Below are 21,342 nucleotides of genomic sequence, written 5' to 3' on the forward strand. Positions count from 1 at the left end.
ACGAGTTGGCGTTTAATCCTAAATACTGTATTATTGTAAGTATAGAAGCATGGAATTAAGTTGTTCTGTAAACGTTAAAGAAATTTATGTTTGTATTTTTTGAAAGGCGTGTGACATTAGATGGCGGTTAAGGCACAGCGTATCTATTCTGAACAATGGAATCCTTCGGGGGAAGAAATAAAGAGTCTTTTTCCTGTAGATGACTTGAAATCTGAAATTGGAAGAGACCCTGGAATAAAGGTGCTTCGTGATGATGAAATAAGACTTCAGTATCCGGGACAATATAATATCTCTGTTCAGGCTAGAGCATACAATCAGCAACTAGTTCAACTCTTACAGGAGTATTATACTACCTACTGTAATAGTCCCGAACTTGCAGGTTTACTTGGGATTCAGATACCTCAGATTATGTGGGTGGATACATTAGGCTTTGAAGAAGCTTTAATTAGTCTTCACATTTCAAAGCTTAACAAACAGGAAATCTTCATTAATGATATCGTCTTAGTTAAGAATGAAGACTTCGATCTATTAAGTGAGGGTACTATGGAAAAGATACTTAACAATTTGCGACTATTTGCTAAAGAACAAGGGGCAAAGTATCTATCTGGATATGCCACTAACCGAAGCACTTTGAATCTACTGAAAAGTAAAGGATTTATTGAAGACAAGAGAGAAGGCATGGGTAACGATTACTTGTGGAGAATAGCAACTATCAGGGGCGAGCAATTGCCCTTCTATGAGGAGTTGTAATCTTGATGTCAAGTAAAATAACAGTCTTCTCGGATTTCTTATGACCCTTTTGTATGATAGGGAAAGTCCCCCTTGACCAGTTGGCCAAGGATAAAAATTTAACTGTAGAATGGAAAGCTTTTGAACTTAGGCCAGAGGGGATTGAACTCCCTGAGAAATCACCGGAATATTTGGCCAGAGCGAAGGCTGGTGTTGAAGCTTTAGGGAAAAAGTACGGGCTCCATATGAACTTTAATGAAAAGAGCAAGCACTCAAGATTAGCCCTGGAAGGGTCTAAATTTGCGGAAGAACAGGGGCTTGGCAATGCATATCATGATGCAGTTTTTGCGGCTCAGTTTCAAGAACAAAAGAACATTAATGATGTAGGCGTTTTAATCGAGCTGGCAGGGCAGATTGGACTGGACAGTCAAGAATTTAAGCAGACTCTCCTTAGCGGGAAATATAAACAAGCTGTATCCCAGGATATAGCTGAAGCTCAGCATCTGGGAATTCAAAGTGTTCCTTGTTTCATTGTTGATGGTCGTGCAGTCCATGGAGCCCAGAGTTATGAAGCTCTGGAGAAGTTCCTTCAGGGAACAGGGGGCGGGTTTCCGTTAGATATTAAATTAAAATGAAATTCAAGAATTATAGTAGAGATCAAGGAGCAGGGGAGGAGAAGTACTTAAAATGGAGTTAACTGATGAACAGAAAAAGGCGTTAAAAGGACGAGGCTATATCGTCTACAAAGATGGTATTCATTTTTCCTGCAGGGTGTTAATACAGGGAGGCAGTATGAATGCCCAGGAAGCTCGAAAGATCACAGAGGTCAGTGAGAACTATGGCAGGGGTTATTTTACCTTAACCCAACGCTTAAACGTAGAAATACCTTGGATCAAGTATCAGGATTTAGAGACTGTCGCACGTGAGCTTAAGGAAGCGGGGCTGTCGGCAGGAAGTACGGGGATGAGGGTAAGACCGGCACTCACCTGTAAAGGGGATGTTTGTCAAGTTAGCTTTTTCGATACGGCAGAAGTGACTAAGCAAATTAATGAAAAGTTTTATACAGGGAAATACGATATTGCACTTCCTAATAAATTCCGAGTAACGATTAGTGGATGCAGGAATGGTTGTTCGAAACCGCAACTTGGATGCATCGGATTGCAAGGGCGAAAACAGGGCCAAATAGCGATTACTATCGGAGGAATGTTCAGTCAAAAACAACATGTGGGAAGAGAGTTGCCTGGTTTATACTCTATTAGTGAGGCGCTCAATATTGTGGATAAGGCTATGGAATTTTATCGTGAAAATGGTCTAAAAGGGGAACGATTTGCTAAAACTGTGGAAAGAATCGGGTTTGAAACTGTTGCAAGCTTCCTAACAGTGTAACTCCATTTACTCTGGCATCTGCACTTCTGAAACTGCTAACATATAAATTGGGGTTGGGATTCTTGTGGAGCAAGGATTTCTGCCCTAGTTTTGTCTGTCAAAACTATTTTCTAAATGGAAATCTTTTAATTAGAATCTCATATAAGGGAGTATTTCTTTTGGATTCAGAACAAAGATTAAAAAAACCAACTAGTATAATTCCTTGCGGACAGCAATCTCAATTGCGTGTCCTAGTAGTGACGGCAGTTTCGGCCGAGAGGGATGCGGTATGGCGAGCTTTACACAGAGATCCAAGGTTTGATGTTTTGGTGGGGGGCGTCGGTGCGGTTGTTGCCGCAGTAAATACGACTAAGGCGCTTGTTGGAGCCGAATACAGCTTGGTTATTAGTGCAGGTATCGGTGGAGGCTTCCCTGGCAGAGCTGAAGTAGGTTCACTCGTGGTAGGGACAGAGATCGTCGCCGCCGATTTGGGGGCAGAGACTTCAGATGGGTTCAATAGTTTGGAGAAGTTGGGTTTCGGAATGACCCGAATTCTGACTGATGCTAACTTAGCAAAGTGCATTACGAAGGCCTTGCAAGATGCGAAATTGCCTGTTAATACCGGCCCGGTGCTCACAGTCTCAACCGTTACAGGGACGTCTGAGACAGCTATAGAACTGGCTGCCCGGATAAATGACGCCTCAGCAGAAGCGATGGAGGGATTTGGTGTTGGATTTGCAGCGCTTGATCGCGGTTTGCCGGTTCTGGAGATTCGCGCGATCTCAAACATAGTGGGTCCGCGTGACCGGTCTGCATGGCGGATTAAAGAGGCACTGGACGTTTTGGAAGCTGCTTGTGAAGTATTAACGGAGGTATTAGCGTGAAAATTGCATTCTCTCCTTGTCCCAATGACACGTTTGTTTTCCATGCATGGGTACACGGGCTGATACCCGGGGCACCTAAGCTGGATGTAACCTACGCAGATATTGACATTACGAATGGTATGGCCGCTGGTTCCGACGGCCCTGATGTGGTTAAGATCTCATATGCGGCCCTGCCGTGGGTATTGTCTGAATATGCCCTGTTGCCATGTGGGGGTGCTTTGGGTAAGGGCTGCGGGCCATTGCTACTGACCTCAAATAAAGCAGGCGGCATCTTTGATCCTGCGAAACTGCATAGCAGTCGGGTGGCGGTTCCGAGTGAACGGTCAACCGCATATTTGCTTTTTCGGTTATGGGCAGCGCAAAATGTGCCAGGGGGAGTAGGCGAGATTACAGTGCTCCCTTTTCATGAGATTATGCCGGCGGTGCGTGATGGTTTAGTCGATGCAGGGCTTGTGATCCATGAGGCGCGTTTCACCTATCCTGCATATGGGCTTACCCTCATGGCAGACTTAGGAAATTGGTGGGAGCAAGACACTAATCTGCCGATTCCGCTGGGAGCTATTATTGCTCGACGCTCGCTTGATCTGTCTGCAATCACCAGCTGGATTCAGGAATCAGTCAGATATGCCTGGGCCCACCCGAAGGCGTCGAGCGAATATGTGTTGCACCACAGCCAAGAGCTGTCTGCTGAGGTAACTCAGGCGCACATTAAGCTTTACGTTAACGAATTCACCGAACACATCGGCAAGATCGGATATAAAGCGGTTGCATCCTTGCTGAGCAGAGCGTCACAAGAAGGCCTGGTACCAAAGGTAGATTTGGAGAGGCTTTATTTATAAAAAATCAGAAAACGAGATATAAATAGACCCCAAGCAAATTCTGGATTTGCTTGGGGTCTATTTATATCTCGTTTCAAACAGGATAATGTTTTGTTGGAATATTATACCATAAATATATTTCTTGCATATAGTAAAGTTAAGGAGGTGAGTTTCTAAATGCATGGATGTAAACCAATCTGTTGCCCCCCGCAATATTGTGTTCGAGATTTTTACACTCAGCGAATGGTCCCAGTTATTCATCCTATTGTGAATATTAACCGTCAGAATATTATCGATGTTCCTCAGCATGTTTATCAACAGACTACTAGAACCGTCGTTGTCGACCAAGGCTTCGCAGGCCAAGGTGTTCAAGGTCAAGGTTTCTTAGGCCAGGGTGTTCAAGGGTATCAAGGATACACTAATCGTCTCTTCTATTAATTGATAAAATTGTAAAAATACAAGCCGCGCTGAGCAAAGCGTGGCTTGTATTTTGATGCGTCTAGTATTAATCTGACTGAAAGATTATAATAACTATGAATCTAAAGAATAATCGGACTTTTATATAACCTCTTTTAAAGGAGATTACATAAAATTACAGGGAATTGAAGAATGAAAGAGGAACGAACTTTCGAATGCAATCCTATAGAGAGGAAGTAGTGCAAAGTGATGACTAAAATCGAAAGAATAATGGCGGCTGTACGATTTGAGAAGGTGGATCGCCTACCTAAAGGAGAGTTTCATCTTGAAGATGGTTTTATTGCAGACTTATTAAGTTTGAAAGAGAGCGTAATGTTTAAAGACAGAGTAGAGGCTTGTGAACTGTGTGGACTCGATGCGTTAGCAGTTTCCCCTGCATTGTCACAACAAGACAATGGAAAGGTTTGGGAGGAACTCAAACAATGGAGAAAAGAGACAGATTTTTTTGTTTTTGCTATAATCGACGGCCCTTTTCAAGGAACTGCTAAGCTATTCACTTCGTTTACCGATTATTTGCTGGCAATCGCTAAATGTGACCCTGTAATACCTAAACTTGTCGCTAAGTCTGTAGCTGCTAATATCGAACTTGGGCTAAATGCTTTGGCTTCGGGGGCAAACGGAATAATCGTTGCGGACGATATAGCATATCAGAGTGGAACGTTTATATCCCCTGCGGCTCTGCGTAAGGACTTTTTCCCTGGACTTGCGGAGCAAACAGAATTTTTCAGGGGCCAAAAGGCTCCAGTTTTCTTCCATGCTGATGGAGATTTATTGCGGGTATTAGATGATATAATTAATTTAGGTTTTAATGGCTTGCATTCCCTCGATTTTTCTTCCCTTGCTGATATAGCAAAGGTCAGAATGGCGACGGAAAATCGGCTCTGTCTAATGGGTGGATACGATCTGGGATGGTTTGCAGAGGAAAACAGGACTGAAAAAGTCTTAGAATTATTAACCGCAACTTCTATTGAGGGTATGGAGGGCGGATATATTTTTGGCAGCAGCGCGGGGATTCTGGGAAGTACTTTATCGGCTAAACAGGTATTAGACGTATATAAGTATGCGAGTAACCTCCCTGTAGGTATATAATATGAAATACATAAGGGGAAAAAACTCTAGACAATTAAACAATAGTTAGTTAGAATGAATAATGTAGAAAACCTGTGATCTGTTTCACAGGTTGTAGCAAGGTAGAATTGGCAAGTGGTTTAGGGTTGAGCATATTAATAGAATGGAAGGATGGCAGAATATGAAGCATTTTGCAATTGTTTGTGTAATAGCTATCCTTTCTTGTGGTAGCTATTTTTTATTTTGTGAAAAGAGTTATTAAATTTCCAAAGAAGCGAGGTTGGTTTTATGGTGATCTGGAATACTGAACAAGAATGTATGAGTCGCAGCCGACTGGAAGACCTGCAACTGGAACGGCTGAAGTGGACAGTCAACAGGGTTTACAATAAGGTGCCTCATTATCGTGCGAAATTCGAAAAGTTAAGTATAACTCCTGAGAAGATCAAATCCTTAGTCGATCTAAAATGCTTACCATTTACGACAAAGGACGATTTAAGGGGTAACTATCCTTTTGGTCTTTTCGCTGTTCCCCAGAGAGAAGTGGTACGGGTTCATGCCTCATCCGGAACGACTGGCCGTCCTGTGGTTGTCGGCTATACGGCTAATGATCTCAATACCTGGACGGATCTGACAGCGAGGATGGTCAGTCTGGCAGGGGTCACTTCGGAAGATGTTGCTCAAATAGCGTTTAACTATGGCCTCTTCACAGGAGGGTTTGGCCTCCATTACGGATTGGAGAGGGCCGGGGCCTTGGTAGTACCCGTTTCGGGAGGGAATACGGAAAGACAGCTCATGCTAATGCAAGATTTCGGTACTACTGTACTAATATCGACCCCGAGCTATTCCCTCTATATTGCAGAGGTTGCCGAGAAGATGGGTATTGATATTTCTTCATTGAAGCTAAAGATCGGGCTGTTCGGCGGTGAACCTTGGACGGAGGAAATGCGCAGCGAAATCGAATCCAGACTTCACATTCTTGCTACCGATAACTATGGCTTAAGTGAGGTCATGGGGCCAGGCGTTGCTGGGGAATGCGCTTGCAAATGCGGTCATCATATTGCTGAGGACCATTTTATCGTTGAGACGATTGACCCAGAGACGGGTGAAGTTCTTGAGCCGGGCCAGGAAGGCGAGTTAGTCTTTACTTCCTTGACTAAGGAAGCTTTCCCAGTGATCCGCTTTCGAACCAAGGACATTTCCCGCGTTACCCAGGATCCCTGCCAGTGTGGGCGAACCACGGCTCGAATGCGTAAGATTATCGGTCGAACAGATGATATGCTAATTATTCGCGGGGTCAATGTCTTCCCTTCTCAAATTGAAAGCGTTCTTATGACGATCGAAGGTATCGGTCCCCATTATGTCATCAATGTCCACAGACGTAACTTTCTCGATGAGCTGGAAGTGGTGGTCGAGCTTACTCGTGAAGATTTACTCGAGCCTTATTCAAAGTTGGAGGACTTCTCCGGCTACATCCGCCAGAAGCTCCACAGTGTTCTTTCAATTAACGTTCGCTTGAAAATTGTCCAACCGGGTACCTTGGAACGGAGTGCAGGTAAAGCCAAGCGAGTCTTCGATTACCGCAACCAGACTGCTAAATAATATATGGTTATATTTGTCCTGCCTTAGAGCTGAGTGAATAGAGTTTGAAGAGTCCATGCCTTTAAAAATAAGGAGTGGACTCTTCTTTAGATAAGATAATTAGTATATTCTCACAATTATACATGATGAAAGTGTTATAATAACTAACGGAGCACCTTCTGAGGACTTATTTGAAAGTAGAATAACTTTAAATATATGTGTTTAGTAACTGATTGGTATGGTATTATCTCTTAAGGACTTTGCAGATGTAAAAGGATGCGGGTTATACAGTGAGGAGGCAATTTGGGGCAAAAATGACTATAAGAGCTTATGTAAGTTTAAGTCAAAAGGCTATCGCGGAGGTACTTGATTTAGAAGGGATTTGTATTGACCATGATAGCCTTAGAGGAAGCGTATTTTTAGATTCGTCATTGAACATCAATCAACAGATTAAAAGTTTTTTCCTGCTCTATAAAAATGGCAAGTTAATAAGTATGTTATCTATGTTTATCCCGACAAAAAATGAGGCAGAGATTACTGCCTACACTCTGCCAAAGTTTAGAGGAAAAGGATACTTCAAGTCATTATTAGGAAAAGCAGTTGAAGAATTAAGGGCATTTGATATTCCCGAACTTCTATTTGTATGCGAAAGCCCATCAATTCCGGGTAAACGGGTAATTGATGCTCTCAATGCTGATTATGATCATACTGAGTATTTTATGAGATTTGATAGGGCGAGTTATACTCGTCTTAATAGGTATCGCTTAATTCTGTCAAAGGCAGAGCAAAAGGATCTTGAAAAAGCAATTGCGGCTAATATGAAGGTGTTCGGCGACAGCCGTGAAGAATCTAAGAACCTAATTAAAAACTGCTTTTCATCGGATACAAGAGAACAATACTTTGCGGTTTTAGATGATGAGATTATTGGTGTGGTTTCAGTGAATTTAGAGGAAGAAGACGTGTCGATATTTGGGTTCGGTATTGTACCTGAATATCACAGCAAGGGTTACGGGAAAGAGCTGCTTCACCTTATTGTAGATGATTTATTGCATAGAGGAAGATCGGGTATCACAATTGACGTCAATAACGAAAATGCCGATGCCTTAGAGCTTTATCAAAAGACTGGTTTTCATATAGAAGCAGCTTATGAGTATTATCGCAAAAAAAGTGGGTAAAATTTCGAGAGATTAAGTATTTAGCTATTTGTCGACGAATTGGGTCTAGTGATTATGCGACAATTTTTATGATAAACTTTTAAAGTTTATAAATTAATTAATAATCACAGCATCCTACTCTGCGTAACGGCGAGGAGAGTGGGACTTCTCCGGGGTCGAAGAGCCAGGCATGCTATACAATGATTACACAGCAACTCGGGAGATCCTGCTCGTTCTTTCAGGAGAGAGTATGACAAACAACCGATACAAAGGGGATGTCAAACGATGAGTAGGAAGTCGGATAACCGCGTAAGAGCTGCTGAAGGAACTGACTAAGCTGGCTCCGGCGGACCCGGAAGCTCACGAAAAGTATAAGAGTGAGGTAAGCGGGCTGATCGGGAAAATAGCGGGGAGACTGTAAGGCAGCGGGCTCAGGGGGCAGGCGGGTTTGCGATAGTGAAGGGACTGTTGCAAAATGAACGAAGAAAGTTCACAGAGTAGCAGCCCCTTGTTTTCAAAAGGACATCAGTCCCTTCTCGGCCGCGATCATTCATGGGACTTCCGCTTTTTAAGAAGTTCGGAGGTATGCATTATTAGTTCTTCCGACCTGGGAATCTTACAGAACATTATCGCAGGGCGTTCCTTGCCATCCATTGAAGAATTTTTGTATATCTGTGAGTAAAGAGTTTGATGTTTGCTGGTTTCTGCCTTTTAGTGTGTTTTTGCGGTTGACATCCAGCTGGAAAATATTCGGGGTACTTGCTTTGGTCAAAGTAATCATATTTAGTAGTCCGGTTATACTTGACCAGATTTTCCGATACGGTTTCCGTTAGTTTGAATTTTGATTATGATTTAGAATGTTTTCCTGAGATTAATATAGCTTATCAAGGAACTCTAAAAAGTGTTATGAAAGCCGTGGAAGAGAAGTATGTAAATCAAGTTCTGGAAGAATGCAATGGACGAGTAGACGAAGCAGCTCGGAGATTAGGAGTCCACTGCTCCTTGCTGTATCGAAAGCGCGAAGTAAAATCCACATGACGAAACGTTACAGATACAGTTTTTAACAATTTAGCCGCTTTTTCTTTACGATCTATTATAGAATGACTTATAATAAACAAGACACTCATGTTGGAGTGTCTTTGGCTTTGGCGAATTATTTCTTATGAGAGGGACAGAATTATGTGCTTGATCTTATTTGCATATAACTGCCATCCGAATTATCGTCTGATTCTCGCAGCTAATAGGGATGAGTATTTCCAGAGGCCAACAGAAAAGGCTCATTTCTGGGAGTCTTACCCTTGGGTTTTAGCTGGCAGAGATTTGGAAATGCTGGGAACTTGGATGGGAATAACCAGTTCAGGGCGTTTTGCAGCACTGACAAACTATCGAGATCCTTCTCAACAGCTTACGAATGTTGAATCCAGGGGGAAGCTGGTCAGTGACTTTTTATGTATGAATGAATGCCCAACCAATTACTTACAAGATGTCGTAAAATATCGCGAACTTTATAATTCGTTTAATCTCATAGCAGGAGATTCATCATGTCTTGTATATTATTCTAAACAAACATCGGAGCTTAAGGAACTTAAACCTGGGATCTATGGTCTTAGTAATCATCTCATAGATACACCTTGGCCAAAAGTCCTAAAAGGGAAACAAGCACTGGCCAATTACATAGAAAATAAAACCTTGATCAAAGCTCAAGCTCTTTTTGAGATTTTGGCCGATGAAGAAAAGGCAATGGATCACGAATTGCCGAATACCGGGATTAATTATGCTTTTGAGAAACAGCTATCCTCAATCTTTATTAAAGGTATGGATTATGGAACAAGGTCTTCTACAGTGCTATTGATTGATCGCAGCAATCATGTGACGTTTACAGAGAAAAGTTTTTCCCCTGGCCAAAAAAACTCTATTGAAGTTAGTCATGAATTCAAAATAATATAAAACGGCAACAAATTTGGATACCTTAAATCTCTTACAGAATGATAGTATAGAAAATAATTTAAAAAATTAAAATGAGGTACGATTATGTTAAACAATAAGTCGAACAATAATCAGAAGCCTGTGATTCTTTCGGATCAGGTTCAATCCCCTCTAAATAAGCTCGAGCCCCTTACCAGGAAGGTATTCTTGTCTCTTAACCCGCCTGGCCCACAAGATAACCGGGCAGATGTCGACCAAATACGTCAAGTGTTAGAGCGCATTTGCGGCGGCTTTGTATATGTACCATTGGCAATGATGCCTAAGATACCCAGCATATGCAGGGGTGCCAATTGGCAACTTACAGCCACCGTAGCAGACACTGGACAAGCCTGGAAATTAATTGACATAGAACCCGGCGATACTGCCCAAGAACACTACGGGTTGGCCATAGACATTGGAACAACAACCGTGGTTGTATACCTGATCAATCTCTGCGATGGCACGGTACTTAAACATGCTGCTGACTATAATGATCAGATTGCCATGGGTGAGGATTTACTGACCCGGATTCGTCATGCATCAGAACCGGGCGGTTTAGCAAGCCTGAAATCGGCGGTTTTGAATACCCTCAATCGTCTGATAAAGCGTCTTTATCCGCTGCCAACTGAGACAAGTAAGATTACCGCGGCAGCAATAGGGGCAAATACGACTATGATTCATCTTTTGTTAGGTCTAGACCCTGCTTCAATCTGCCGCGCTCCATATACTCCGGTTGTTAATAATCCGGGATTGATTCCGGCGGGAGAAATTGGCCTTGATATTGCCCCCTTGGCCCCAGTCTATTGCTTGCCCAGTATAGGCAGTTTTCTTGGTGGAGACGTCATAGGAGGAATATTAGTTAGTGGCATGCACCAACAGTCTGACATTTCCCTTTTTGTCGACATAGGGACAAATGGGGAAATCGTGTTAGGTAATGAAGAGTGGCTTGTCGCCTGTGCTGGTGCAGCCGGACCGGCTCTGGAAGGCGGGGTTACAACCTATGGTATGCGGGCAGAACCAGGGGCAGTTGATCATGTTTCCATTGATCCAAAGACAGGCTGGGTGAATTATTCAACAGTAGGTAATCTCCCTGCTCGCGGTATTTGCGGTTCAGGTCTGGTGGACACACTCGCCGGACTTTTCCTTAGCGGCATCATTAATAGAACTGCCCGTTTTCAGAATGGACAGAAGGAGTTTGTTATAGTCCCTGCCCATGAAGCAACCTCTGGGGAAGACATTGTTGTTTCTCAGGTCGATATTAATAATTTTATGGCGACTAAAGGGGCAGTCAACGCAGCTACGGATCTATTGATAGAAAATGTTGGATGTGATTGGCGAGAAATTTGTCATTTCTATGCTGCTGGAGCCTTCGGTCAGTATCTTCCAATTGAGTCTGCCGTTACGATAGGTCTCTACCCTGATCTTCCAAGGACAGCGATCGTGCGCCTAGGTAACAGTTCAGGTGAAGCGGCCCGCCAAGTGCTCTTGTCCCGTGGCAAGCGTCTGGAAGCAGAAGGGATCGCGGGAAAAGTAACATATTTTGAGCTAAATGCTAATTCTGCTTTTATGGACAAGTTCGTAAGCAGCAAATTTCTGCCTCATACTGATCTGGATCGCTATCCTAGTGTCGCAGGAAGGCTGTTAGAGGTTTTCACTAACAAGAGCTGACCAGTTTTTTCCTTTATAGGCGTTATAACCACGTGTATGTGCATACCCATAAATTTTAGTACCCATAGTATTTTTTTCGAAAAGATAACCGTAAGTTTCCCCATTAATAGCTAATTGGGCAGCCTTAAGGTGCTTCAAATTATCTGTAAGTATACCTTTGCGATTTCGGCAGGCAATGACGTATCCAGCGCTGTTTATAATGAATATATCTCCATTCTTGCCTATTCGGGCAGAATCGATAATGTCGTAGATGTAGTTCCAGTTGAATCGAGTAGAAAAATATCCGATTATTTGACCTCCATCATTACGAATTGGGCATGTATACGCCACGGTATGAGATTTAGCAACCGTGGAATAGTAAAGGTCACTTACCGATATGGTATTTTCAACCTTAGCAGCATTAAACCAGTCTTTATCCGCCATGCTCTGGCCGATGAGTTCGTGATGAACGCCAGCGGCAACGATTATTCCTTCAGGGTCTATTACGTATAGGTCATTATAGACCTCATAAATATCAACTAGTTTTTTTAATAAGCTATTAGCAATCGATGAACGGTCACTAATGGCTGTGCAGAAGCAGTTTTTAACTTTATCGAAACCAGCCCAGGCTTGGGCATCGCAATTACGTTCAAAAAGGTTCCGATCAATCTTATCAATCGTGTCATAGGCCACATCAGCCATTCGTACAGCCATTACCTCGTTTGCTTTAGTTTGAATATTTTCAATGATCGCAGTACTCTCTTTAGTTGAAGCTAAACTTCGTGTGGCCAGTTTTTTAATTTCATCCGCTACTACGCTAAAGCCACGACCAGCTTCACCTGCTCTGGCTGCTTCAATGGCAGAATTAAGAGATAAGAGGTTTGTGTGCTGGGCTATTTGCCGTATGGATTCAATGACTTGACCCATTTCCTGGTTCGCGCCCTTGAGTTCGCTTAGTAGGATTGAAGTATCGATAACGAGATTTTCGTTTGCCATGTAGATCAGATCACCCCTAAATAAAAATAGCCGACCTGAAAAAAACAGGTCGGCACCTTTGCCAATCTTTTCTCATTATACGACAGTCCTAGGAATTTGCAACGATTTCTTTTCAGGAAATAGTATTGATAAAAGCTGTTATATGTTAACTCTCACTTTCGGAATTGGGTACTTCAAACAATAATTTACTAAAGGTAAGTACATCGTTGAATTCGATAAAGTTATAGTCGCTAATCTGAGCTTTTTCCATAAGGAGTGATATGGGAGTTGTTGTGAGGATAACATCTTTAGGTTGAAGTAATTGGTCAATTAGGCCAAAATGTTGAGGGTTAAAGCGGATAGCAATGTGAATTTCGTTTTCCCAAGTTACTTGCAGGACATAGGCATCCTTATGTTCTGTTGCAAACCAATGATAGGTATATTTAGAAAGGCCGGACTGGTTAATGGACCGGACTTGTTCGCTAAATTCCTTGACATAGAGAATAAGTACATCCCGACCATTTTCAAGTTTGCCAAAAGCAGATTGTTCAGGTGAATAAGCCTGAGTAAACATAGAATTCCCCCAATTCATTGACGTTATCTGTCCTCTTATGTATATTGCAATTATAGACTATTTGTTTGTTAGAGTGAAGCAATAATCAATTCGGAAAGGAGGGAAATCAATGGGCAACCCATGTGGAATGACAAAGGCCAAGATTTATGAGGAAACTGAGGTATATGGGATACCTGTTTATTATGGTGCTGGGGTTAATCCCGTCAATTCTCCTGCTCAGCTTTTTGTAGCTTGGGGCAGAGGGGCTATATCTGCTGGTTTGATCCATACCTTTAACAGTGAATCAAAAGATCAAGGGGTATGGTGGTTTATTGATGAGGATGAGGCAGAGGCTCAATATGTCAAAATACAAGAAATCCTAAGCGACAACAAATAGATAAGCATCTGCACTAGAAGTGCAGATGCCAATAATTTTTTGATTAATTTACCAACGACGACGACGTCCCCAGCGTGGAACAATAATTATCAAAGGAAACCGACGCCAAAAACGCCTGCGATGCCTGCGATGCCTGCGACTCCATCTGTCCATAAAAATCACTCCTCCTCATAAGACTTAACAGTTTAAGGTAGTTCAAACGCCATTTAGCGTTAATGCTATTTGTTAGCTTATAATCCATTATATGGAATTAGCAATTTGTCTCGTTCCGTTATATTCCATTGCGTTTCTTAAAAATAAAGGACGCTTTTTTTATTGTCAGCATATGTGGATCACTATAAAAAGACAAAATGAAAAAAACCAAAAGTAAAAAATAGCTATTGACATAACTTTAAAATCGCAGTAAATTAAATCTTGTTCCAAATGTACGCATACGAACAATTCTTATAGAAACGAAAAAGGGGGATTGGAATGAAAAGAGTGGTCGGTATCCTATTAATTATGAGTGTTTTGCTTACAGGATGTAATAGTACAAGTCAAAAAATTGAAACCGATACTGCTGTTGAAGTAAGTAAACCTGTGTTTGTCATGGCAGGAATCGTTGACGCTAACGAAAAGGCCCAGATCAATAGCAAACTATCGGCTAAAGTATCTGATATTTCTGTTGAAGTAGGCTCAGTAGTAAAAAAGGGTGATTCCTTGATTACACTGGATACAAAAGATATTGAAGCTCAAGTGGCACAGGCTGAGGCAGGAGTTAATACAGCTCAGGCAAACTTAATTAAGATGCAGGCTGGAGCGCGACCAGAGCAAATAGCTCAAGCACAGTCAGCTCTGGACAGTGCTAAAATAAGCTACACTAATTCTAAAAATAACTTTGATCGAAACCAACAACTTTTATCAGCCGGAGCAATATCTCAATCTCAGTTTGAAACCGCTCAGACTCAGCTAGCTGCGGCACAAGCACAATACAACTCGGCTCAAGATCAGCTAAATCTGTTAATCCTAGGAGAAACAGAAGAGTCTTTAAATGTCTTGCGAGCACAAGTCGCTCAGTCCCAAGCAGCCTTAGAACTTGCTAAAACTCAGTTGACTAATGGAACGATAGTATCTCCGATTTCTGGAATAGTTAGTGAAAAGAATATTAATGTTGGAGAATTAGCCTCCCCGGGTGTTACTCTGATTTCCATTGTAAATGTTGACTCGTTGTATATAAAAGCTTCTCTGCCTGAAGGACTTATGGGGGATGTAAGTGTTGGAGAGGAAGTTGTTGTTAAAGTTGCGGAAATTAAAGATCAAGAATTCAAGGGGAAAATTTCACTGATAGATCCGGTGATCGACTCTCGCAGTAAAAGTGTTTTAGTGAGAATTCAAGTAGATAACCCCAATTCAATCTTAAAACCTGGAATGCTGGCTGAAATCGGCCTTATTAAATAGGGGTAGGTGAAGAATATGGCTGACAAACGAAAAAAACTAATCTCTCTAATAATTGTCGTGATGGTGATTGCCTTGGCCAGTGTTGGCGGCTATTACTGGTATAAAAATTCATATTTCGTTTCAACAGAGGATGCCCGAGTGGCGGGTGATCTAGTAAGCGTGAGTCCGCAGATTTCGGGGAAGCTTTTGGAACTGAATGTTGAAGAAGGTGATAAGGTTATTAAGGATCAAATCCTTGGGCGTCAGGGGATGAGCAACCCTCAGGAGTCTAACATAGATCAATCTGTTTTTAGAGCACCTATCAGCGGAATGGTTATCAAGAAGCAAGGAACGGTCGGGGAGTTTATTTCCACAGGTCAAACCGTTGCCATAATCGTTGATCCAGAAAAGCTATATATCAGTGCTAATATTGAAGAAACAAAGCTTACAAAGATAAAACAAGGTCAGGAGGTAGATATTACGATTGACCAATTTTCGAATAAGTCATTTTCTGGGACAGTTAAGTATGTTGGTCAAGCTTCAAATTCTGCGTTTGCCTTACTGCCTTCATCAACAAGCGGTACTTTCACGAAAGTCATCCAAAAGGTCCCTGTGAAAATAGAATTTGATAATAGTGATGTCACTTTGCTGCCTGGTACTAATGCTGTCGTGAAGATTCATATTAAGTGATGGGGTGTATGAAATATGACAGGACATGACACACCAGAAAAGGCAGATGGCGGCTTATATAAGTGGTCTGCTTTGCTTGTCGTTGTAATCGGTACGTTTATGGTAATGCTAGACAGCAGTATTGTTAATATTGCAATTCCCAAAATGATGAATGTTTTTGGCTCTGATTTGGAGACAGTAAAGTGGATACTAACGGGATACACACTTGCTATGGGTGCTGTAGTGCCTATAACCGGCTTTATCAGTGATACGTTTGGGATAAAAAAGCTGTTTATTGGGGCTTTAGGCCTCTTTACTATAGGATCGTTTTTATGCGGCTTTGCCTGGAGTACTAATACCATGATCGCTTTTCGTGTGATACAGGCAATAGGCGGCGGTGCTATTATGCCAGTGGGTATGTCCTACATTATGCAGATTTTTCCCATTCATGAACGTGGTAAGGCCTTGGGTTTTTGGGGAATCGCTTCAATGTCCGCTCCTGCTATTGGACCTACCCTGGGCGGATATATCATTCAATATATGGATTGGCGCTTTATTTTCTATGTTAACGTTCCAGTCGGCGTGATTGGCGTTATAGTAGCAGCGCTGTTACTTAGGGAGACCCCCCTGAAACCATACAAAGGGAATTTCGATTACGTTGGATTTATTTCCTCGATTTCTGGTATTGTCAGCCTTTTGTACGTCTTCGGTGAAGGTAATTCAATTGATTGGGGAAATGTTAAATTTCCACTTATCCTTACATTTGGGTTATTTAGTCTTCTCATATTTGTGGTCAATGAACTAACCCATCCTGAGCCATTGCTTGAATTGAGGGTCTTTAAAGTATATAATTTTACATTAAGTCAAGTTATTTCAGGTGTAACGACTTTGGCAATGATGGGTGGTATGTATGTACTGCCTCTGTTTTTGCAAAATATAAGAGGGTATACGGCAATGGAAACTGGTTTAATCCTGTTCCCATCCGCTATCGCTTCAGGATTAATGATGCCCATAAGCGGTGCTCTGTTTGACAAATACGGAGCAAAAGTCGTTACGATTCCAGGTCTTATCATCGTTGCCTTTGCTACCTATGAAATGTCCAGGTTTAATATGAATACTGCAATGTCAACAATAACCTTAGTAGCAGCTTTAAGAGGGATTGGACTTGGCTTTTCGATGATGCCTGTCAATACGGCCGGAATGAACGATGTGCCCAGGCATCTCTTTGGAAAGGCAACGGCTTTGTCCACGACCGTTCGAAGTATAATGAATGCCTTAGCTATAACATTTATGACGACCATGATCTCTACAAGATCAAGCGAAAATTACGCTCGGCTTACTGAGCAGATTACCTCCTTTAATCAAGCTTCAAGCTCTTTGTTGAAGGGTTTGCAAGGGATTTATCTGAAAAACGGCTTAACGCAAGGAGATGCACAAGGGTCAGCGCTGACAACTCTTGGAAAGATGATTTATGCCCAGGCTTATCTGGATGCCATGAATTATGTGATTGCCATAACTGTCTTCGCAGTGGTTATTGCTATTTTCATGGTTCTAATGATGAGAAACAGTAAAAAATCTAAAAATAAAGAACCCGAAAAAGGTCTCGTCAAGGGGGAGGTATTAGATGGAACAGAATCAGAAGCCCGAATTGCAACAATCCTGGAGTAAAGATTCTGAACGAGTAGTATCTCTATTTAAAGCCATTCACAAGGTATATCGGGATTATCTCTACAAAAAATCCAGGCAATATGGTTTTACTGGACCTCAAATTGGTTTAATTATGGGTCTGCATAAGAACCCTTTTTCTACCTTGAATGAGTTGAGTGAGTGTTTAGGTCTTTCTAAAAGTACTGTATCCGGAATTGTGGATCGCTTAGTCAGCCAAGGGGTAGTTATTAGAGAAATTCCTGAAAGTAATCGGAGGATTGTGCGTCTCTCATTATCTCCAGAATGGCAAAAAAATAATGCCATACAAGAGCTAATGAATAACTACATCTACGATACTCTTAAGAATGCCAGTGCAGAGGAAATGGAAAGAATTATTTTGGGATTAGAGATCTTATATTCGTTGATCAGCAAGAGCGAATCTTAAATATCGAACGTTCTCTCAATCAATCTAGTAAACGTTCGAAAAAATGTTTGACCTATCTCTATATTTCTTGTAAAATATAATCATGACAAGTGAATATTAGTTCATATAAAAGCAGAGATAAGGTCTGCTAGTTTCTACCGGGCTGCCGTAAATCGTCCGACTATGAGCGAAAGTGTCCTAGGAGTCAAATCCAAGTTAACAGATTGCAAGACTTATCAAAAAGTTAATCTGTATTTGGATTATTCCGTTGGGTAAATTGCGATCCGCAACCCTAAGCTGACAGGTTCTCTCACTTCATCTGAGCAGGATCTGTCGTTGGGGTCTTCTTTTTTTGTACTATGGCCTTCACCTGCGGCTTGGCACTCAAGTTTTCTAATACTCAAAGATTCAGTGTATCCATTATAACCAGCAGTTGTTTGGTAATAATTTTATATGGTTGGTGTATGCAACGAAGGGAGGACAATAGAAAGGTCGATAATCATAGTAATCATGACTTGTGTTCATTTACGTACTTATATTAATTAATTTTACTTGATAAGAGAACATACTTCGAGCGGTTTAACTCCTTCGAAAGTGTAGTTAATTGTCCAGGGGCTTAATCCCTTATTGAGCCCATTGATACAGAGTGTTTATTATTAAAAAGGAGATGGATATTTTGCGTAATAAAGAAATGCTGCTTGTCCCAGGCCCTACACCAGTTGTGGATGAAATATATGATGCTCTTTCCAGTGAGACGATGGGACACACTGATCCGAGATTTGCCAAAATCTTTAAGAACAGCTTAGACTTAAGTAAGCAATTGTTCAACACAGATGGCGAAGTTTTTGTGATTGCAGGTTCAGGGACCTTGGCGATGGAAATGGCAATTATCAATACTGTTGCTCCAGGAGAAAAGTTGCTTGTGGTTAGTCACGGCTATTTTGGAGACCGTTTTGTTCCCTTGGCAAAAGTCTTTGGCATCCAAGTGGAGACTCTTCAAGCGGAGTGGGGTCAGCAGATCAGTAAGGAATTAGTCGAAGAAAAATTGGCTGAAGGCGGTTTTAAGGCAGTAACTGTAACTCATGTTGACACGTCAACTGGAGTCATGGCTAATGTTGAAGAATTGGTTCCAGTTGTCAAAAAAGCTGGTGCGCTCTTTATTCTTGATGGAGTATGTGCCTCTGCTGCCATGGAAGAGGATATGCAAAAAACCTACGGTCACCCAGATTACAAGATAGATGTTGTTTTAACAGGATCTCAAAAAGCAATTGGCGTTCCGCCCGGACTGGGGATTGTGGCCTTTGGACCAAAAGCTTTGGCCGCTCGTGAAGCGATGCCTTCTGTTATGGGGTACTATACAGATATTAAGAATTGGCTCCCAGTCATGAATGAGCCTGTGAAATACTTTGCCACGCCTCCGGTTAACATGATTTATGCTTTTAATAAGGGCATGGAACTAGTTATGGCGGAAGGACTGGAGACCCGTTATAGTCGTCATTTAGCTCTTGGACGCGCTGTGAGAGCTGGTCTAAAAGTCTTTGGCATGAAGCCCTTGGCAGAAGAAGCGGTCGCAGCTCCAACCTTGAGTTGCATAATCTACCCTGAAGGTCTAAATGATGCGGAGTTCAGATCGAAGTTAGCTTCGAAAGGTGTTATCGTGGCTGGAGCTTTAGCCGCTTTAGCTGGAAAGGCTTTCCGAATAGGGCACATGGGGAATGCCACTGAAGAAATGTTTGTTAAAGCACTCCAAATTGTTGGAGTGACTCTTCAAGAGATGGGCTATACCGCTAATATAGATGCAGCAGTCGATGAGTTTAAAGGGATTTATCATTCGGCCTAAAGGAAACTTAATGATTGATAATACTAATAGCTAAACATGGACTTCTGTTCAGGAAACAAGGCTGTAAGATTAACTTGCAGCCTTGTTTTTAAATATACAGATTTGTTGTGAAAAGGCTACTTCAATCTTGAATTTGATCGAACAATATACAAAATTACGCTGTTAATGTTCGGAAATGTATTGACCTATGATTAAGTTTCTTGTAGAATAAACTCTAGGTCAGCAAATAAATAGTGTTCATATAGTAGCAGAGATATGGTCTGCAAGTTTCTACCGGACTGCCGTAAATGGTCCGACTATGAGCGAAAGATGTACTAAAGGCAATATGCCAATTGTACAGATCCAAAGACTTTATTTATAGGTCTAAATTTGTTTTTGGATTATACCGCAGGGTCAGATCCCAGGCGGGCAGATTTCTCTCACCAATTTGAGTTGAAACCTGTCTGCTTGGGTTTATTTTTTCTGCAAAAGAATTAGAGTCACTGAGGAGGGGCAAGTGTGTTTACTATTCTTGATTTAGTTCAACCAGATAACCTAGCAGAAGCCTATCAGATCTTATCTGATAAACGAAATAATACCATTCTTGGAGGCTGTGCTTTTCTGAAAATGGGCAAAAAGCGAATCAATACAGGGATAGACCTGACTAAGCTTAAGCTTAATTATATACAGGAAAAGGATGGTTTTATTGAGATTGGGGCTATGACGAGCCTGAGAGACATTGAAACTCATCCTCTGTTAACGGAGCATTATAATGGGGTGCTTCCTCAATCCGTTCGTGACATTATTGGAGTGCAGTTTAGGAACGGCGTAACTGTGGGTGCTTCGGTTTATTCTAGATACGGTTTTTCTGATTTAATCACGGCCTTGTTGTCTTTGGACACTGAGGTTGAGCTATTTAAGGCCGGCAGAATGCCTTTGGCGGACTTTCTGGCTAGACCTAAAGAAAAGGACCTCCTGGTTAGATTATGGATTAAGAAAACCAAGCGTCAAGCATCCTATCTGAGTTTCAGAAACTCTGCCAGCGATTATGCGGTTTTAAATGTGGCCGTCTCTATGTTGAATAATCGCTGGACGATTGCTGTGGGTGCCAGGCCAAGTAAAGCCTCGATTGCGATAAGTGCTTCTGCGCTGTTATCACTGGAAGGTGCAACATCAGAAACAATTGAAGAAGCAGCGAAGAGGACATCTGAAGAGTTATCATTTGGAACGAATACGAGGGGAACAGCAACCTATCGGAAAGCCCTTTGCAGAGCGCTTGTCAAACGGGGAATAATGGAGGTATTGGCATGCAAATCGAACTAACGATTAATGATAAAGTTGTTAAATGGGAAGTCGCTAACGATGAGTTTTTAGCGGATACACTCAGATCCCATGGCTTTCTGAGTGTTAAGAAGGCTTGTGATACAAGTTGTTGCGGGCTTTGTACTGTCTGGATGGATGGTAAATCGATGCTTTCCTGTTCTGTCCTTTCTCTGCGGGCACATAGCAAGAAAATCACAACTATAGAAGGTCTGCCCAAGGAAGCAGAGGAATTTGCCCAAATACTCAGCGCAGAAGGGGCTGAACAATGCGGTTTTTGCAGTCCAGGTTTTATAATGAGCGTCTTAGCTATGAAGAATGAGCTGGTTAACCCTACAGAGGAAGAAATTATTCACTATTTAACGGGCAATCTATGCCGTTGTACGGGTTACATGGGACAGCTTAGAGCGATAAAGATCTATCTGGGGGTGGCTTAG

Annotated in this window: 22 protein-coding genes and 2 riboswitches; of the genes, 20 read left to right on the plus strand and 2 right to left on the minus strand. The window is 41.9% G+C overall.

Annotated features, from left to right (window positions below):
* Positions 1–120: 120 nt before the first annotated feature.
* The 12 genes from M8E35_RS05145 to M8E35_RS05200 all read left to right on the plus strand — a co-directional run bounded on the left by M8E35_RS05145 (position 121) and on the right by M8E35_RS05200 (position 11,706).
* Positions 121–750: a hypothetical protein gene (locus M8E35_RS05145; RefSeq protein ID WP_252467720.1), complete on the plus strand. Its 630-nt coding sequence runs from the start codon at positions 121–123 to the stop codon at positions 748–750.
* A gap of 5 nt (positions 751–755) precedes the next feature.
* On the plus strand, positions 756–1,364 hold the full coding sequence (locus tag M8E35_RS05150) for a DsbA family oxidoreductase (protein ID WP_252467722.1): 609 nt from the start codon (positions 756–758) through the stop codon (positions 1,362–1,364).
* 52 nt (positions 1,365–1,416) lie between these two features.
* Positions 1,417–2,115 carry a ferredoxin-like domain-containing protein gene (locus tag M8E35_RS05155; protein WP_252467724.1) on the plus strand — a complete coding sequence of 233 codons (699 nt, stop codon included), beginning with the start codon at positions 1,417–1,419 and terminating at the stop codon, positions 2,113–2,115.
* Between the two features lie 194 nt (positions 2,116–2,309).
* Positions 2,310–2,978, plus strand: coding sequence for a futalosine hydrolase (locus M8E35_RS05160; protein WP_445012471.1), 669 nt, complete (start codon positions 2,310–2,312; stop codon positions 2,976–2,978).
* A complete protein-coding gene (locus M8E35_RS05165; protein WP_252467728.1) occupies positions 2,975–3,817 on the plus strand; it encodes a 1,4-dihydroxy-6-naphtoate synthase in 843 nt (280 codons plus the stop codon). The genes M8E35_RS05160 and M8E35_RS05165 overlap by 4 nt, the downstream gene beginning before the upstream one ends.
* 156 nt (positions 3,818–3,973) lie before the next feature.
* On the plus strand, positions 3,974–4,234 hold the full coding sequence (locus tag M8E35_RS05170; RefSeq protein WP_252467730.1) for a spore coat protein D: 261 nt from the start codon (positions 3,974–3,976) through the stop codon (positions 4,232–4,234).
* A 228-nt stretch (positions 4,235–4,462) separates the two neighbouring features.
* Positions 4,463–5,362, plus strand: a complete 900-nt coding sequence (locus M8E35_RS05175; RefSeq protein WP_252467837.1) for a uroporphyrinogen decarboxylase family protein — start codon at positions 4,463–4,465, stop codon at positions 5,360–5,362.
* A 270-nt stretch (positions 5,363–5,632) separates the two neighbouring features.
* On the plus strand, positions 5,633–6,940 hold the full coding sequence (locus tag M8E35_RS05180; protein WP_252467839.1) for a phenylacetate--CoA ligase family protein: 1,308 nt from the start codon (positions 5,633–5,635) through the stop codon (positions 6,938–6,940).
* A gap of 269 nt (positions 6,941–7,209) precedes the next feature.
* On the plus strand, positions 7,210–8,094 hold the full coding sequence (locus M8E35_RS05185; RefSeq protein ID WP_252467731.1) for a GNAT family N-acetyltransferase: 885 nt from the start codon (positions 7,210–7,212) through the stop codon (positions 8,092–8,094).
* A gap of 780 nt (positions 8,095–8,874) precedes the next feature.
* The gene (locus M8E35_RS05190) at positions 8,875–9,111 is read left to right on the plus strand and encodes a helix-turn-helix domain-containing protein (protein WP_309446442.1); all 237 of its coding nucleotides are present in this window, start codon (positions 8,875–8,877) and stop codon (positions 9,109–9,111) included.
* A 141-nt stretch (positions 9,112–9,252) separates the two neighbouring features.
* The gene (locus tag M8E35_RS05195; protein WP_252467733.1) at positions 9,253–10,020 is read left to right on the plus strand and encodes an NRDE family protein; all 768 of its coding nucleotides are present in this window, start codon (positions 9,253–9,255) and stop codon (positions 10,018–10,020) included.
* A gap of 84 nt (positions 10,021–10,104) precedes the next feature.
* On the plus strand, positions 10,105–11,706 hold the full coding sequence (locus M8E35_RS05200) for an ASKHA domain-containing protein (protein ID WP_252467735.1): 1,602 nt from the start codon (positions 10,105–10,107) through the stop codon (positions 11,704–11,706).
* Here M8E35_RS05200 and M8E35_RS05205 read toward each other — a convergent pair.
* A complete protein-coding gene (locus M8E35_RS05205) occupies positions 11,680–12,681 on the minus strand; it encodes a methyl-accepting chemotaxis protein (RefSeq protein WP_252467736.1) in 1,002 nt (333 codons plus the stop codon). The genes M8E35_RS05200 and M8E35_RS05205 overlap by 27 nt on opposite strands.
* Positions 12,682–12,826: 145 nt before the next feature.
* The gene (locus M8E35_RS05210) at positions 12,827–13,234 is read right to left on the minus strand and encodes a hypothetical protein (protein ID WP_252467737.1); all 408 of its coding nucleotides are present in this window, start codon (positions 13,232–13,234) and stop codon (positions 12,827–12,829) included.
* Positions 13,235–13,343: 109 nt separating this feature from the next.
* Here M8E35_RS05210 and M8E35_RS05215 point away from each other — a divergent pair, with 109 nt between their 5' ends.
* The 8 genes from M8E35_RS05215 (at position 13,344) to M8E35_RS05250 (ending at position 21,342) form a co-directional block, all read left to right on the plus strand.
* Entirely contained in the window at positions 13,344–13,610 is a 267-nt protein-coding gene (locus M8E35_RS05215; RefSeq protein WP_252467738.1) for a hypothetical protein, read from the plus strand.
* A gap of 471 nt (positions 13,611–14,081) precedes the next feature.
* Complete coding sequence (locus tag M8E35_RS05220) at positions 14,082–15,047, plus strand: HlyD family secretion protein (RefSeq protein WP_252467739.1); 966 nt, start codon at positions 14,082–14,084, stop codon at positions 15,045–15,047.
* Between the two features lie 15 nt (positions 15,048–15,062).
* Positions 15,063–15,716, plus strand: coding sequence for an HlyD family secretion protein (locus M8E35_RS05225; RefSeq protein ID WP_252467740.1), 654 nt, complete (start codon positions 15,063–15,065; stop codon positions 15,714–15,716).
* Between the two features lie 15 nt (positions 15,717–15,731).
* Positions 15,732–17,363, plus strand: a complete 1,632-nt coding sequence (locus tag M8E35_RS05230) for a DHA2 family efflux MFS transporter permease subunit (RefSeq protein WP_252467741.1) — start codon at positions 15,732–15,734, stop codon at positions 17,361–17,363.
* Positions 17,320–17,787: a MarR family winged helix-turn-helix transcriptional regulator gene (locus M8E35_RS05235; protein ID WP_252467742.1), complete on the plus strand. Its 468-nt coding sequence runs from the start codon at positions 17,320–17,322 to the stop codon at positions 17,785–17,787. Before M8E35_RS05230 ends, M8E35_RS05235 begins: the two co-directional genes overlap by 44 nt.
* Positions 17,788–17,868: 81 nt before the next feature.
* Positions 17,869–17,970: riboswitch (purine riboswitch) on the plus strand.
* Between the two features lie 472 nt (positions 17,971–18,442).
* Entirely contained in the window at positions 18,443–19,606 is a 1,164-nt protein-coding gene (locus tag M8E35_RS05240) for a pyridoxal-phosphate-dependent aminotransferase family protein (protein ID WP_252467743.1), read from the plus strand.
* Between the two features lie 217 nt (positions 19,607–19,823).
* Positions 19,824–19,925, plus strand: a riboswitch (purine riboswitch).
* A gap of 179 nt (positions 19,926–20,104) precedes the next feature.
* Positions 20,105–20,908 carry an FAD binding domain-containing protein gene (locus M8E35_RS05245; protein WP_252467744.1) on the plus strand — a complete coding sequence of 268 codons (804 nt, stop codon included), beginning with the start codon at positions 20,105–20,107 and terminating at the stop codon, positions 20,906–20,908.
* Complete coding sequence (locus M8E35_RS05250) at positions 20,893–21,342, plus strand: (2Fe-2S)-binding protein (RefSeq protein WP_252467746.1); 450 nt, start codon at positions 20,893–20,895, stop codon at positions 21,340–21,342. Before M8E35_RS05245 ends, M8E35_RS05250 begins: the two co-directional genes overlap by 16 nt.

The organism is Desulfosporosinus nitroreducens (assembly GCF_023897015.1).
GTDB classification, from domain to species: Bacteria; Bacillota; Desulfitobacteriia; order Desulfitobacteriales; family Desulfitobacteriaceae; genus Desulfosporosinus; species Desulfosporosinus nitroreducens.

Excerpts from the sequence above, each read along its gene's own strand:
- M8E35_RS05145 (WP_252467720.1), top strand. The coding sequence starts at position 121 with ATGGCGGTTAAGGCACAGCGTATCTATTCTGAACAATGGAATCCTTCG.
- M8E35_RS05155 (WP_252467724.1), top strand. The coding sequence starts at position 1,417 with ATGGAGTTAACTGATGAACAGAAAAAGGCGTTAAAAGGACGAGGCTAT.
- M8E35_RS05170 (WP_252467730.1), top strand. The coding sequence starts at position 3,974 with ATGCATGGATGTAAACCAATCTGTTGCCCCCCGCAATATTGTGTTCGA.
- M8E35_RS05175 (WP_252467837.1), top strand. The coding sequence starts at position 4,463 with ATGACTAAAATCGAAAGAATAATGGCGGCTGTACGATTTGAGAAGGTG.
- M8E35_RS05195 (WP_252467733.1), top strand. The coding sequence starts at position 9,253 with ATGTGCTTGATCTTATTTGCATATAACTGCCATCCGAATTATCGTCTG.
- M8E35_RS05200 (WP_252467735.1), top strand. The coding sequence starts at position 10,105 with ATGTTAAACAATAAGTCGAACAATAATCAGAAGCCTGTGATTCTTTCG.
- M8E35_RS05205 (WP_252467736.1), bottom strand. The coding sequence starts at position 12,681 with ATGGCAAACGAAAATCTCGTTATCGATACTTCAATCCTACTAAGCGAA.
- M8E35_RS05210 (WP_252467737.1), bottom strand. The coding sequence starts at position 13,234 with ATGTTTACTCAGGCTTATTCACCTGAACAATCTGCTTTTGGCAAACTT.
- M8E35_RS05215 (WP_252467738.1), top strand. The coding sequence starts at position 13,344 with ATGGGCAACCCATGTGGAATGACAAAGGCCAAGATTTATGAGGAAACT.
- M8E35_RS05220 (WP_252467739.1), top strand. The coding sequence starts at position 14,082 with ATGAAAAGAGTGGTCGGTATCCTATTAATTATGAGTGTTTTGCTTACA.
- M8E35_RS05225 (WP_252467740.1), top strand. The coding sequence starts at position 15,063 with ATGGCTGACAAACGAAAAAAACTAATCTCTCTAATAATTGTCGTGATG.
- M8E35_RS05230 (WP_252467741.1), top strand. The coding sequence starts at position 15,732 with ATGACAGGACATGACACACCAGAAAAGGCAGATGGCGGCTTATATAAG.
- M8E35_RS05235 (WP_252467742.1), top strand. The coding sequence starts at position 17,320 with ATGGAACAGAATCAGAAGCCCGAATTGCAACAATCCTGGAGTAAAGAT.
- M8E35_RS05250 (WP_252467746.1), top strand. The coding sequence starts at position 20,893 with ATGCAAATCGAACTAACGATTAATGATAAAGTTGTTAAATGGGAAGTC.